Annotated in this window: 13 protein-coding genes; 5 read left to right on the forward strand and 8 right to left on the reverse strand. The window is 33.1% G+C overall.

The features are described from left to right. Nucleotides 1-732 precede the first annotated feature (732 nt). Nucleotides 733-1,596 carry a TrmH family RNA methyltransferase gene (locus AC1EJ0_RS05140; RefSeq protein ID WP_480023575.1) on the forward strand — a complete coding sequence of 288 codons (864 nt, stop codon included), beginning with the start codon at nt 733-735 and terminating at the stop codon, nt 1,594-1,596. A gap of 43 nt (nt 1,597-1,639) precedes the next feature. Here AC1EJ0_RS05140 and AC1EJ0_RS05145 read toward each other — a convergent pair whose 3' ends face one another. The 8 genes from AC1EJ0_RS05145 to AC1EJ0_RS05180 all read right to left on the reverse strand — a co-directional run bounded on the left by AC1EJ0_RS05145 (nt 1,640) and on the right by AC1EJ0_RS05180 (nt 11,629). Then, entirely contained in the window at nt 1,640-2,194 is a 555-nt protein-coding gene (locus AC1EJ0_RS05145; RefSeq protein WP_480023574.1) for a class C sortase, read from the reverse strand. 82 nt (nt 2,195-2,276) lie between these two features. Further along, nucleotides 2,277-8,219, reverse strand: coding sequence for a G5 domain-containing protein (locus tag AC1EJ0_RS05150; protein ID WP_480023573.1), 5,943 nt, complete (start codon nt 8,217-8,219; stop codon nt 2,277-2,279). A 277-nt stretch (nt 8,220-8,496) separates the two neighbouring features. Then, the gene (locus tag AC1EJ0_RS05155; RefSeq protein ID WP_480023572.1) at nt 8,497-8,943 is read right to left on the reverse strand and encodes a methionine--tRNA ligase subunit beta; all 447 of its coding nucleotides are present in this window, start codon (nt 8,941-8,943) and stop codon (nt 8,497-8,499) included. 158 nt (nt 8,944-9,101) lie between these two features. Beyond that, the gene (locus tag AC1EJ0_RS05160) at nt 9,102-10,334 is read right to left on the reverse strand and encodes a tyrosine-type recombinase/integrase (RefSeq protein WP_480023571.1); all 1,233 of its coding nucleotides are present in this window, start codon (nt 10,332-10,334) and stop codon (nt 9,102-9,104) included. A gap of 82 nt (nt 10,335-10,416) precedes the next feature. Further along, entirely contained in the window at nt 10,417-10,641 is a 225-nt protein-coding gene (locus AC1EJ0_RS05165; protein WP_480021966.1) for an excisionase, read from the reverse strand. Between the two features lie 358 nt (nt 10,642-10,999). Next, nucleotides 11,000-11,167 (reverse strand): hypothetical protein, encoded by a 168-nt coding sequence (locus AC1EJ0_RS05170; RefSeq protein WP_480023570.1) that lies wholly within the window; start codon nt 11,165-11,167, stop codon nt 11,000-11,002. Nucleotide 11,168: 1 nt separating this feature from the next. Next, on the reverse strand, nt 11,169-11,342 hold the full coding sequence (locus AC1EJ0_RS05175) for a hypothetical protein (protein ID WP_480021968.1): 174 nt from the start codon (nt 11,340-11,342) through the stop codon (nt 11,169-11,171). Nucleotides 11,343-11,419: 77 nt separating this feature from the next. Further along, on the reverse strand, nt 11,420-11,629 hold the full coding sequence (locus AC1EJ0_RS05180) for a helix-turn-helix transcriptional regulator (RefSeq protein ID WP_480021969.1): 210 nt from the start codon (nt 11,627-11,629) through the stop codon (nt 11,420-11,422). A gap of 150 nt (nt 11,630-11,779) precedes the next feature. Here AC1EJ0_RS05180 and AC1EJ0_RS05185 point away from each other — a divergent pair, with 150 nt between their 5' ends. The 4 genes from AC1EJ0_RS05185 to AC1EJ0_RS05200 all read left to right on the forward strand — a co-directional run bounded on the left by AC1EJ0_RS05185 (nt 11,780) and on the right by AC1EJ0_RS05200 (nt 13,573). Further along, entirely contained in the window at nt 11,780-12,103 is a 324-nt protein-coding gene (locus AC1EJ0_RS05185) for a helix-turn-helix domain-containing protein (protein WP_480023569.1), read from the forward strand. Between the two features lies 1 nt (nt 12,104). After that, entirely contained in the window at nt 12,105-12,635 is a 531-nt protein-coding gene (locus AC1EJ0_RS05190; RefSeq protein WP_480023568.1) for an ImmA/IrrE family metallo-endopeptidase, read from the forward strand. A 13-nt stretch (nt 12,636-12,648) separates the two neighbouring features. Next, nucleotides 12,649-12,939 carry a CD1845 family protein gene (locus AC1EJ0_RS05195; protein WP_480023567.1) on the forward strand — a complete coding sequence of 97 codons (291 nt, stop codon included), beginning with the start codon at nt 12,649-12,651 and terminating at the stop codon, nt 12,937-12,939. 262 nt (nt 12,940-13,201) lie between these two features. After that, nucleotides 13,202-13,573, forward strand: coding sequence for a plasmid mobilization protein (locus tag AC1EJ0_RS05200; protein WP_085839982.1), 372 nt, complete (start codon nt 13,202-13,204; stop codon nt 13,571-13,573). Nucleotides 13,574-13,766: the final 193 nt, after the last annotated feature.

A 13,766-nucleotide genomic window follows, 5' to 3' on the forward strand; every position in this document is an offset into this window, starting at 1 on the left:
TGAGCCAGGATCAAACTCTCGATTAAATGGTTTATTTAATCCCAAGTTATCCTTGGCTCTTAAATTCGAAATTATTTTTAATCAATAAAATTGATTGGTTTAAATCGTTCTTTTCACTTTTATTCAGTTTTGCTTGTCATATGGTTTTTCCAGATGACTTATCCATTCTACCATTTATTTCTTTGCTTGTCAAGGGTTTTTTTAAAGTTTTTCCACTTTTTTTAAAGTTTTTTTAAAATATTTTTACTTTCGCTTTACACTCCACTCTATGTAGTTGTCAAGCAAATATATTTACACTATTTTTTTGCATCCAGCTTGCGCCTTTGAGCTTGTTAATTTCATACACCAAGAGAACGAGTGAAACGAAGTTCGATTGGCTATGTATGATTTATTCCAGAGATCACAAAGGTGTCGAGTAAAACGAAGACAGCTTTGATTGATCTTACGGATCCCTCAACGAGCTTTCTCAACGTACTCACTTGTACGATATCGTCGCTCGTTTCAGTCCACTTCGTCCTATCCATCAAACTATTTTGCAAAAAACTTTTAAATTATTTTATTATCATACTTTCATTACTTTACTTGTCACCCGCTCCTCACTCATTATCTACCCGTCATTTATCATCCTCCCGTCGCTTATCATTCCTCTTCACCATTCTTATAAATTTTGCTCATCTATACACTGCAATTGCATTTTCTCTCTCCATATGCTATAATTTTCTTGGTGATTATATGAAATTTATTGATTTAAACTCTATGAGTGACGAGGAAAGGATCCCTTATATAAAGGAAGTCTTTTCTAATAAATATACTGAGGCGTCCAAAAAGCATCCTGATATTCAAAGTCTCATCAAGCTAAATAACAATTCACGACCTAACCCATTAAATGAGATTGCTCTTGAAGGTGTTTGGGGACTGAATTTAATTTTGAAGTACAATAAAAAGCTTAATTACTTGGTGCTCTGCCCTGATTACATAAAAACAGCTGAGGCGCAAAACCTTATCGATGCGTCATACACGCGTGGCGCCAAACTCTACTTCGTTTCGAAGAAGACTTTCGACTACTTAAGCGAGGAGAAGAACCCTCAAGGCGTCATCACCGTCTTCTATATGAATGAAGGCAGCTACTATGACATTGACCCAGCTAAGCCTCTTGTTATACTTGATGGTCTTGAGATTCATGGTAATATCGGCACTATACTTAGAACACTTGATGCGCTTGCCATTTACGACGTTATCTTTATTAATAGGAAGGTCCGCATCAATCACCCGAAGCTTGTTCGCTCGTCCCTTGGCAGCTTCCTTAATATGAATATTATCGATACAAATTTTGATGAGCTTTATAAATATCTTCATGACAATGGTTACACCATATACTTAACAGATACTGATGCCAATGCCATTTACATGGATACTGAATATAAGGACAAGGCCTGCTTTGTGATTGGCAGCGAAAAATATGGCATATCGCTTCCTTGGTACGAAAAGCAATATGAGATGATTAAGATACCTATGCATGGTGACTGCGATAGCTTAAATGTTTCGATTGCGACGTCAATAATTCTGTACGATTACATGATGAGATACAAAAGATAGACATAAAAAAGTGACTATACCTAAAATGATATAGTCACTTTTCTTATTTCTCTGATTTTTCTAATTCTGTATATATTAATATCCTCTTGTCATTCTTTGGATATGGGTGGCAAGCCATGAGTATAAGCCTTGATTTGTCCTCATCTCTTGTAAATTTACTCCAATCGTCTGGCTCGATAACTTCTGAGCCAGTAACTTTATAGACAAGGACCTCATCCTTAGTCGTTACCTTGACTTCATCGCCGTTCTCTAATTGGTCTATATGAAGGAAGGATAGGTCTTCGTTAACGCCTCCTCTGTGTCCGGCAATGGCTGAGCAAGTGCCTAGTTCAGATGATGGCATGTCTGTTGTTTCAATCACTCCAACGCCTTTTAGTAGCGTATCTTGTCTGTCATTGTCAAAGATTTGTGCTAGGACTGCGATTTTATCAATCCTAATTACGCCTATGGCATTGCCTGTAGTTATCTCATCTCTTTCAATGCTTTCATCCGTGCTGATTTCTTCTAGCTCTTCTGAACTATCTAGTGGCTCTTCTATTTTCTTATCAAGAGCTTTATTTTGAAATTCTCTTTCTAGTTCAAGAGCCTCTTGTCTCATGCGATTCTCTCTTATCTTTATAGCACCAAGCCATATGGCTGAGGATATTATTAATAATACACCGATTATTATTAATATTTTTCTATTTTTCATCTACAGTATCGTTCTTTTTCTTTTTAGCTCCAAGTGCCAATAGCGCTGAACCAATAAGGCCCATAGTGTAGCCATAGAATGATCTGTTCATGCCGTCGCCTGTCTTTGGTAATTGTTTTGTCTTATTATCCTTATCTGTCTTTGACAAGTTTTTGTGCTTATCGCTAGCGTTACGGCCTTCTTCATCATTATTTTCTACTGAATTATTGTTTTCTTCACTAATTTCTTGATTTTTTTCTTCTTTTTCTACGCTTGTTTCTGGTTTAGCTTCTGGATCCTTAGTCTCTTCACTAGGTGTTTCGCCAGTGTTTGTAGTACCGCCTTCACTAGGAGTATCTGGTGTATTAGGCTTGCTTGAATCTTCTTCGCCAGGTTTGATTGGATTTGGTGTAATAGGATTGTCCCCTTCTGGATTGTCTCCACCAGGGTTATTATAGTGAGGTGGGTAAAGCGGTCTTTCTGGATCTTTTGGAGCTGGACACATATTTGCAGTTGGCTTTGTACCTACTCTTACGATCTTGTCTACAGCTTCAGTAATTGTGTTGTCTTTTCTTGATACTTCCTCGCTGTTTTTAACCTTGACTGTAGTTTCCTTCTTACCAGCTACACCTTCTCTTTCAACTTTATAAGTTCCTGCATCTAAAGTATTGTCTTCAATGACTTGGACCTTATATGGTATTTCAGATTCAACTGTGAAACTACCTTCTGTTAGAGAACCATATTCATATTCAGCCTTAGTTGGTTCAGTTCTTGTAACCTTAGTTTCAAGTTTGCCCGTTTCTTTGTTGAAAGTAGTTGTAATTGTGACTTTACCTGGAGTACCATCTTTAATTTTATTAGTTGTTCCAGCTTCTAATTCAGGATTGTGTTTGTATTCTGTATATTGTGGAATGGACTCTTCTTTAACAACTGGTTTTGTACCAATTCTAACTTTTCTATCCTCTTTTTCAGTAATAGTCTTAGTTTCTTCAGAAACTTTACCTGTACCGTCAGTAATTTTTGTAGTAATAGTTACTTTTTCCTTACCGACTTTACCTTCGCTTTCTACTTTCTCACTTCCTGCATCCATAGTATCGTCATAGATATATTTAGTTTCAAAAGGTATTTCTCTATCTACAGTTTTTACTGTTGAGCTTTCTGCAACTTTTGTACCTATACGAACAATGTGGTTCTTCGGGTCTTGAGTCGTAGTTTTTTCAGCAAGTTCCCTAGCTTCTCCATCTGGCTGACCATTTTTAATATTTTGTTCATAATAAGTTGTCTTAGATCCAACTTGGCCTACTTGATCAACTACTTTTTCGCCTTTAGCAAGATTTGAATCTTCTTTAATTTCTACTTCAAATGGTAGTGGACAAGTCTTTTCATACTTGTAAGTTCCAGTAAAGTCTTTTGTACCTACAATAATCTTTTGAGTAGCTTCTTTAATTTCTTCTACTTCAGTAGTTGTTACTTCCCCTGTCTTTGGATCGTATTTATTGACAACCTTTATTTCAACCTTGCCCTTGGTAAGTTCGCCAAGTTTAACTACACCCCTGTCGAGATTTTCATCATAGATATATTCAACTTTTACATTTACATCTTTTGAGTAGTCCTTATTGTTTTCAGCCGGTTTTGTACCAACTTTAATTACTTGTTGGATAGGATTTTCTGTTGCAGTTACTTCAGATTGAAGCTTGCCATCAGCCTCTCCATTTTTAATTCCTTGAGTGTATTTGGTTGTCTTAGATCCGGCCTTACCTTCTGTGACTACTTTGCTTGTGCCGGCTATCATATTTGGATCTTCTTCGATAACAACATCGTAAGGGATTTCTTCTGTCACTTCGTGGCTAATATTGCCTACAAAATTTTTATTTCCAACTCTTATTTTCGCATTGGTTGCCGCTTCCTCTTTAGTTACACTTGCAGAACCTTCAACTACTTTAGAATTCTTTATAGTCCATTCAGTAGTTCTTGAGCCTTCTTTACCTTCAACATCAACTACATATTCTCCAGCCTTTAAGTTTGCATCATAGTCTATTTCATACTTATACGGAAGCTTTTCAGTATAAGAGTGTTTGCCATCAGTCATAGTACCTACTCTTATAATTTGATTTTGAACTTTTTTAGTTTCTTCAGTAACCGGATCTTCGCTTCTTACAACTTTACCATTTTCTATATATTTCTTGGTTTTTATAGTTGTTTCTCCATTTTCTCCAGGTTGATCAATTACTTTTTCTCCAGCTTTAAGAGTATTATCAAAAACTATTTCTGTTTTATAAGGAATGGTGTCCTTATCTACTTCTTCATATTCGCCGGTAAAGTCTTTCGTCCCAAAGGTTACCTTTCTCTTTCCTGGAATTACTTCAATCTTTTCAGTAGTTTCAATTTCTCCTGTTTCAGGATTATATTCATTAACAACTTTTGTTATAACCTTGCCTGGTACCAGTTCTTCAATATTACGATAGCCTTTTTCTTTTGTATTATCGTAAACATATTCTACTTCAACACCAACTTCACGTTCATAGGTCTTTTCATTGTTTGCTGGTTTTGTTCCGATTTCGATAATTTCTTCCTGAGGAGCCACATACTTGTCAGTTACTTCTTTTTCTATAAATTGTGTACCTTCTTTTAACTCTCCATTTACAATCTCACCAGTGTACTCATAAGTTCTTGAACCAGCCACACCTTTTTGCTTAACTTTAGATTCTCCAGCTACAAGTTCCGAGTTTTTAACTACTTTTACAGTATATGGAATTTCTTTTGTAACTGTATTTGTAACGGTACCATTGTAGTCTTTTTGACCAACTTTAATTACAGCATCAATCGGTTTAGTTATTTTAACTTCCGGATCGCCAACTTTTTCTGAATTGACAATGGTCCAAGTCTTTGTATTTTCTCCTTCTTTACCAGCAGTTACAATCTTGTAGTTTTCTGTTGCATCTGGATAATTCGTGTAGAAGTCAGGATCAAATTCTACCTTATACTTAAATGGAATCTTGTCTGTATCGACAATTTCCCCTTGAGTCTTGGTACCGATTTTGATCTTCTTATTCTTAGCCTCTTTAGTAACATTTTGATTTACAGTAATTGTTCCATCTTCATTTCTTGTCGTGGTGATGGTCACTTCGCCCTGCTCACCATCATTTATAAGTTCAGTTTTCCCTGCTTCTAGGTTGTTGTCAACTTCATATTCTGTATCAAATGGGATTTCTACTTTAGTTGAAGCTGGTTTTGTACCAATTTTTATAATTCTTGGTATCGCTTCCTTAGTAACTGTAGCTTCTATTTTTCTATCTCCTTCAATAAAAGTACCATCAGTTTGGAAAAGACCCTTTTTCCCATTTAAGGTATCTTGTATGAATGTTGTAGTTAATTCTCCATTTTGACCTGCTTGGAATTCTTGGAAATATCCTTCAGGAAGATTTGGATCGTATTCGACTTTAGTTTCAAAGGGAATTTCAGAAGTTGTCGTTTCATTGGTTAAAGTCTTGTGTTGCTTTGTGGCAATAAACTGTGCATTGATTTCTTCAGTTTTTTCTTCCTTTGTCGTTTGGTCAGTATATTTTACCCTAACAGGAACAGTTAGTTTTTCTCCTCCATTTATTTCCTTACCTTCTGGAAGATTTGTAGGAAGGGTTGCTGTTACTGCACCTGTTTTTTGGTCAATAGATACATTCCAAACATTGCCCTTGTTATCCTTAAAGGTATCACCAATAAGTTCGTAGGACTTAGGTTGGTTTTTCTTTAAGTCTTGTTCTTTATCTGGAATAATAGGATTGTTGACTAAGACATTTCCTTGAGGTCCTACTTCTGCTAAATACTCTGGTCTATTGTTGTTACTTTCTTGAACAACAAAGTGGAACCAATGAGTATCTATAGAACCATTTGTATAAGTGTATTCAACAGGTAGAGCTAAGAAATCACCGGCCTTAGCTTGTTTTGGAGCTCTTATTGTAAACTTGGAAATATTGTCAGACTTACCATCAACCATCCAGCGTTTGTCTGCGTAATCTTTTCTTGTCATAAATTCCTCATAATCAACTCCCATATCTTTAGCAATTTGTTTGTTGGCTATATCAAGGAATTCTTCTTTTAGTTTACCTGAGGCTTCTCCACGACGATAAGCTTCGTCCATTTTTGCACCGATTTTCGGATCTTGTATCTCGACACTAAAGTCTTGACCGGGAAATACTCTTGTAGAAGAGTGTTCATCAATTTTATTACCCTCATGATCTTTAAAGGCTTGGTCATAGTATCTTGTGTCATCTAGGTTTAACTTGAAGTCACCAATTAGGTTGTAGTGGTCGTAACGGTCGATGCCCTGCTTGTCGATTGTAATATCTTGATCTTTATGCTTGATTATAGCAGATTTTGCACCTGTTTCTACATAAGTTCCTGTTTCACCAAAATCATCTGGTGTCTCTGCTATTTTTCTAAATTCTTCAGCTGTTCTAGGACGAGCGAAAAATTTGACATCAAGATTTTGTAGGGCCTTGTAGTCTCCATTGCTAAAGATTGATTTTTTGTTTACTACATATTTACCATCTTCCTTTATAAGAGCCCCTTCTGGCATTTGAATATGGATAATGCCTTTGTCATCAATATAGGCACTTGCTCCTGGTACGATATCACCATTAATAGGATTGTATACTTGGCCAACTAGTCTTTCTCTAGCATTTTCATCGATATTGTCTACCTTAATACCGGTATCTATATCTTGGCCTTTGACAAAGACCTTGTCAGTGTACTGACCATTTAATTTCATTAACTCTAGCTTATCATTTTCATTTGGCCATGGATTTACCTTGTAACCTAAGGAGAAGTTATCTCCAAAAAACTTAAGTCCTGGATTCTCTTTAGTATAGTCGTCTTTCATACCGAAAGATGTGGAGGAGTTATCCTTGTTATTTATATGCTTTAAGGTTTCTTCACTGGCCTCATAGTTCATATTTCTTTGTGACCTGGAAGCCGTAATTTCTGTATTTTCATCTGGCTTATAAGTTACATCGGGAGATTCAGCACTTATTTTCTCTCCATCTCCCATCATTGGTTTTTCGCCTGGATTTACAGGTAAATTACCAGAATCTGTAACATAAACCTTAGTATAGGTTCTTTGACCAGTCTCCTTGTCTATGATAATTTGCCAACCATATTCAGTCTTACTTGGTGATGTTGCAGATGGGTTCTTAATATTGAATTCTAAACCATCTTTTGCTTCTCCTTGGTCAGTTATATAACTTTCTTGGTTTGTATCTCCCGGTTGTAGGTCGGTTTCCTTATAACGTTCGCTGCCGCTATAGTCTTGGATCTTTTTTTCATCATCAGTATAGTTAGGCTCAGTTGTAGCAGTTTCCCCTGCTTTTTGAGCTTCTGCAGGTTTTTCATCAGAAAGACCTAGATTACTATCTTCTTGAGTTTTTTCATCCTTATTATAAAGCGCTTTAATGCCATCAAAGTTAATTAAATCATCGAGTGTACTCTCATCTTTATTTTCTGTATCAGCATCTACTTCATTGATTTCATCTAAAACTTTATTTGTATCAGCATCTACTTTATTGTTATTATCTAAAACTTTATCTGCACTAGTATTCGTAGTAAGGCTTATGTTTTCAACACTTGCTTCTTCTGTATTAGGTTTTGCTCTAAGATTTTGCGTTCCTAATTCAGTATCATTCGTTTTCTTTTCTTTAGATGTAAGAATTTCATCTATCATCAAAGAAAGTTCTTTCTTGTCACTTTCGCTTTGTGCATCAACTGTTTGTCTTATAGCTGTCGGCTCTTGAACCGAGCTAGCTTTAACACTTTGTCCACCAGCAATCATAACTCCTGCAATTGAAGCACCTAATACGGCCTTCGCTGCATTTGACTTAATCTTTTTAATAGTTTCGTCAGACATAGGAATGACTATCTTGTATTCATTCATGTCTTTTTTTGAATCTAATTTTCTATTCATATTTCCCCCTTATTCTTACGGCCACATGGCCAGTCTTGTTAAAAAACAATTCGTTTAATTTTATGTCAATATTATCTAGTATCTATATTAAGCCTTCGGTCCTATATACCCCTCTTAATATCTTTTAAACAGATTTTATAAAAATATTTCGAAGTTCGAATTTAGCGTGCTAACACTCTGAATGTGCAAATAAGCCCTATATACGCAAATAACTGGATTTAGTATAAACTAAGTCCAGTTATTAATAATATTTTTCTTCTATTAAATTTTTATATATCTAATATAGCTTTGCTCCTGCTGGAATATGATTATCAACCATAAGTAAGTGAAGTTTCTCTTCGCCTTCTTCTTCGTGTACCGCTGATAAAAGCATGCCGCATGAGTCTATGCCCATCATGGCTCTTGGTGGAAGGTTAACTATAGCGATAAGTGTCTTGCCGATTAGCTCTTCTGGCTCGTAGTATGCATGTATACCGCTTAATATAGTTCTGTCCTCGCCTGTACCATCATCAAGTGTAAATTGAAGTAATTTCTTTGACTTAGGTACTGCCACGCAATCTTTTACCTTTACTGCTCTAAAATCTGATTTTGAGAATGTTTCAAAGTCTACCATGTCTTTGAATAATGGTTCTATCTCAACTTTTGAGAAGTCAATCTTTTCATCTGCTTTAACGCTTGCCTTTGGTGCCGCTTCTGCATTAGGGTCAGCGCCAATTGGCTTCATTGTAGGGAAAATCTTCTCAAATTATACATAAATTTGCATAAATCACTAAGTGTGCATATTACTAACTTTTACTTAGAAAATTATGTTGTAAGTCTATATTTCTTATTATGCTTATACTAAAATCAGTCGTAAATCAGTCGTAAGTTAGTCGTAATAAATTAAAACATAAATTCCATAGACTTTTCAAATTCTCTCATTGAGTCGTTCTTAAAATCTTCTGTAGTGTCTACATATATATCCATAGTTGTTGAAACATCTGCATGACCTAAAATAGCTTGTATAACCTTAACGTTCACATTGTTTTCATTAAGTCTAGTAGAAAATGTATGTCTTAAAATATGGTTACTAAGATGTGGCAACAATACTGCTTCGGTAGATGAACTATGAGACTTGTCAATTATATCTAAGTTACAGTCTCTAACTATTCTTCTTAAAGCTTTATTAAGAGTTCCATTATTGTGGACATTTCCAAATCTGTTAAGGAAGACAAAATTATTATATCCACCTATTGAGTCGCAACACTTAACATTAAATGCTTCTTGTAATTCTTTTTCCATCAAGAATGCTTTCTTAACTTCGCTCGTCATAGGAATTTTCCTTGTGCCAGCTTCAGTCTTTGTAGTGTTAATTGCATATCTTAGACTTAAACCCTTGCCCTTACTATAATAAACAAGAGTTTTATTAACGTTGATAATGTTATTCTTAAAATCTAAGTCATCCCACTGAAGACCAGTAATTTCACCTACACGCATTCCAGTCCAAAGCATTATATAAAAAATTGGATACCATCTTTTGTAATCATTACACTTATACAAAAAGTCTTGAAACGCTTTTTGTTGTTCTAAAGTCATTGCCCTCTTCTTCTCTGACTCATTTTGATAAGCAAGCTTGAGCTCTTTTAAAGCGTTGTCAGATGGATTAAATCTAATATATTCATCATCTACAGCTACATCTAAAACTTGATGCAAAACTGTATGAACACAATCAATTGTAGATACTTTTAAATTTCCATCTTCTTTTAGTCTATTATAAAAGCTTCTAACATCAGTTCTTTTAAGCTTACTTAATTTTAGTTTGCCAAAAGTTGGTTCTACAAATTGTTGATACATGTAAATATAATTCTTAAAAGTGTTATCTTTCAACCCTCTTTTAATTTTTTTCCATATTTCAAATATATCATTTATACTTACATTTGAATCAAAACTATCAATACCATCAAGCAAATTTCTTAAAACATTATTTTCTTTTTCTCTAAGTTCAACTAAGGTCTTGCCGTATATTGACTTTCTTTCGCCAAATCTATTCCGATACTTATATTCATAAGTACCATTTGATCTTTCGTACTCACCCTCCTTAAGAACTACTCCTTTACTATCTTTTCTTCTTTTCAAAATAAAACCCGTCCTTTCCTATCACTAAACAAAAAAGAACTCGTTTGAATTATTATATCACAAACAAGCTCGTTTGAAAAGCTTAAATTGAATACTGGGCTTCTAAATATTTTTCCATTTTAGCTCTCTTTATCAGTCTTTTACTGCCATTAAATAGAACAAAGTCACAATTACTTTGATCAGTTAAGGATCTAATCTTAGTTTGACCGATTCCGAAATATTCTGAAGCTTCTCTTATAGTTAGAAAGGCTTTATCTTTTATTTTAACATCTATACTATTGTCTATATTAATATTATTATCATTCATTTTATTCTCCTATACTATTACTATTATTATATCTATATCTATATCTATATCTATAAATAAGTTTTTTGACTTTAACAAGTGCCAATGGAAAATGGCAACATAGGAATTTCACCTCCGTTCTGTTTCGGATGAACGGCCTTTACCAAAGAAGTATCATTATGCCTCACTTCCGTCTACGCGAATAAGCTTCCACGCTTATATTTTAACTCTATTTTGTCGCTAGCTTTCTTTCTTCTGTACCACCAAATTAAAGAAAGGTTATGGCGAATATGTTTGCACGCTCTAAAAATGAGGAACGTCTTGTCTTGGTCTATTAAGTTGTAGTTTATATTATTAAACTTAAGCTAGTAAACTAAATCTATATTTTTATAACATTTATTTTACAATCTTCATACCTGATGTTTTTTGCTCCATCAGTTATTTCAAGATCGTATTTTTCAAAATATCGATTAATTTCTTTATAATCATTAAATAATAAAGTTATTGATATGCAAATTTTAAGATTGGAATATTTCACTTTATACATATTAACACCCCATCATAACCCACATTAAAATATAAAACATGTAAAATAATACAACTACGCTTAAAACTCCTATAGTAACACCTATAACTTTTAATATTTGCCAAAATGGTGCATAAAAATTTATCTTTATTCTATTTCTTTTTATATTTTTGCTATTAACTATAGCTCTTTCCATTTCTATACTCTCCCTTACTATTACTATATATTTATCTATCTCACATAACGAATTTATATTTTATATTTAAGTCCATTTTAATTGCACACATAAGGCAAAGAAATATTGTCTACTTTAACCTTATAAAGATATGCTAATTTGAATAAATTTTTAGCGTTAATCATTGATTTTCCATTTTCCCAATTAAGAACCGTAGTTTCTGCAACTCTTAGCTTGCTAGCAACCTCCTTCTGGGTATATCCTGCATTTACTCTTGCACTTTTTAAGCTAATTTTTTCTAAGCACATTTCCTTCACCTCTTCATCTATAAAAACATTATAGTACAATTTAATTGGATTGTCAAGTGCTTTTTTTTGAAATAAGTTCTAAATAATTGCAAAAATACTTGTATTTTTTACAATTAAAGTGTATAATATAAGTAATAAGGGGGTATTAAAATGCCAAACATACAAGAAAACTTTGTAAACAACCTTAAATATTATTTAAACTTAAGAGGAAAAACTCAAACTGAGCTGGCTAACTATATTGGTGTTGCAAAAACTACTGTTTCTAGTTATATGACAGGAAACAGCATGCCGAGAATGGATAAAATAGATAAGATATGTCAATTTTTATATATAAAAAGAAGTGATCTTCTTGAAAATAAAAAAGGAAATGCAAATGAAGAAGAAATCCTCTTACTAGCAAGAGATATTAAAACTCTAAACAGAGAGCAACAAGAAATAATAATATCAATGATTAATCAATTTAGGAGTAATTAGTATGAATTGGAATAGCAATTATTATTTATATACTACAATTAACAATTTTTATAGAAGAGCAATGGTTCCTAATATAAGTAATGAAAATTCAAACGTTGCTCCACTAGAAACATATATACAAAAAACAAGATGGAATTTGATTATATATGATGACGAAAAACTTAAAGAAGTCTCAAAAGATGGCTTTACAATTTATAAAGATGGAAATTATAATATTTTTATAAGTAAGCTTGAGAATAAAACAAAAAGAAATCGATTTACTCTCGCACATGAAGTTGGACATATAGTTTTAAATCATCACAAGCTTTTAAAACATGATTTAATAAAATTTAATGAAAATACTAAGAATATTTTTGAAAGACAAGCAAATATTTTTGCAGAAAATATTTTAATGCCAGTTCATTTAGTTAAGAAATTTATATATGAAGATCCTAAAACCCTATCAACAATATTTGAGGTAAGTAAATCAATGGCAGAAATAAGAATGTCACACTTAGAAAAAGATGAATATTATATAAATAAATTTAAGTAAAGGAGTTTAAGTTATGAAAAAGTTTTTATATATTTTATATTTTCCAGTTAAATTAATAATTAGTATATTTATAAATTTTTTGACATTTTTAGTAAGTATTAGTAGTGGAATATTATATATTTTCATGCTACTTTCTATTGTCGGAGCAATAGCAGCATTCATTAACCATGAAACTAAATATGGTATATTTGCATTAATATTTGCATTTCTAATAAGTCCTATTGGCTTGCCATTATTTTTAGCAAAAGTGCTTGCTTTTATATCAGTATTAAATGAAAGAACAAGTGAAATGTTGGCAGACTAAATATATAAAACAAAATAATATATAAGCTTAAAGCTTGATAATAATATTGCTCATTAGGGACAGATTTTACAGCAAAATGTAAGCGAATCTGAAAGCAGTCTTTATTGTAGTTTTGTTAGTAGCAAGCACAGCAAGTGTCCGTACACTTGCGAAGAAATTGATGAAGCAAACCGTAAAAGGTCTGCTTCTTTTTTTATCAATTTCAAGCTTGTTAGTGAGAACCCTAAGACCCCATTTAAGTATGTAACGAAAGGAGAAATATATGAAAAACAGAGTAAGAAATGAACGATTAGAAATTAGATTAACGGAAAAAGAGCGAGATCTTTTTGAAGAGAAAATGAGAAAAGCTAATTGCAAAACTATGAGTCATTTTATTCGAAAATGTGTTTTAGAAAAAGAAATTAATGTAGTTGATCTTGATCCATTTAGAGACTTGCAATGGGAAATTTCTAAGGTAGGAAATAATATAAATCAGATAGCAAAAGTTGCAAACACAAACGCAGTTATTTATAAAAACGACATAAAAAAGATGCAGGAAGATTTGGATAATTTATCAAAGAGTTTGTGTAAATTATATTCAGAGTTATTAAAAAGTCCTAAGAAAAAAGAGAGTGAAAATAATGGCGATTACTAAAATACATCCTATAAAATCAACACTAAATTTAGCAATAGATTATATTACTAAGAAAGAAAAAACAGATGAAAATATTTTGGTATCTTCATTCAAATGTCATCCATCTACTGACCATAACCAGGTTATAAAAACAGGAGAAGACAATGATAGTAATAGTTCAGTTTTGTCCGGGATTCTAATACAATTTTTTATT

The sequence above is a fragment of the Fenollaria sp. C0166D3 genome (assembly GCF_056590255.1).

Bases quoted from the DNA above. Each gene is read 5' to 3' on its own strand.
- AC1EJ0_RS05170 (WP_480023570.1), bottom strand. From the start codon at position 11,167: ATGTATAAAGTGAAATATTCCAATCTTAAAATTTGCATATCAATAACT.
- AC1EJ0_RS05180 (WP_480021969.1), bottom strand. From the start codon at position 11,629: ATGTGCTTAGAAAAAATTAGCTTAAAAAGTGCAAGAGTAAATGCAGGA.
- AC1EJ0_RS05140 (WP_480023575.1), top strand. From the start codon at position 733: ATGAAATTTATTGATTTAAACTCTATGAGTGACGAGGAAAGGATCCCT.
- AC1EJ0_RS05150 (WP_480023573.1), bottom strand. From the start codon at position 8,219: ATGAATAGAAAATTAGATTCAAAAAAAGACATGAATGAATACAAGATA.
- AC1EJ0_RS05195 (WP_480023567.1), top strand. From the start codon at position 12,649: ATGAAAAAGTTTTTATATATTTTATATTTTCCAGTTAAATTAATAATT.
- AC1EJ0_RS05190 (WP_480023568.1), top strand. From the start codon at position 12,105: ATGAATTGGAATAGCAATTATTATTTATATACTACAATTAACAATTTT.
- AC1EJ0_RS05165 (WP_480021966.1), bottom strand. From the start codon at position 10,641: ATGAATGATAATAATATTAATATAGACAATAGTATAGATGTTAAAATA.
- AC1EJ0_RS05155 (WP_480023572.1), bottom strand. From the start codon at position 8,943: ATGAAGCCAATTGGCGCTGACCCTAATGCAGAAGCGGCACCAAAGGCA.
- AC1EJ0_RS05175 (WP_480021968.1), bottom strand. From the start codon at position 11,342: ATGGAAAGAGCTATAGTTAATAGCAAAAATATAAAAAGAAATAGAATA.
- AC1EJ0_RS05200 (WP_085839982.1), top strand. From the start codon at position 13,202: ATGAAAAACAGAGTAAGAAATGAACGATTAGAAATTAGATTAACGGAA.
- AC1EJ0_RS05145 (WP_480023574.1), bottom strand. From the start codon at position 2,194: ATGAGACAAGAGGCTCTTGAACTAGAAAGAGAATTTCAAAATAAAGCT.
- AC1EJ0_RS05185 (WP_480023569.1), top strand. From the start codon at position 11,780: ATGCCAAACATACAAGAAAACTTTGTAAACAACCTTAAATATTATTTA.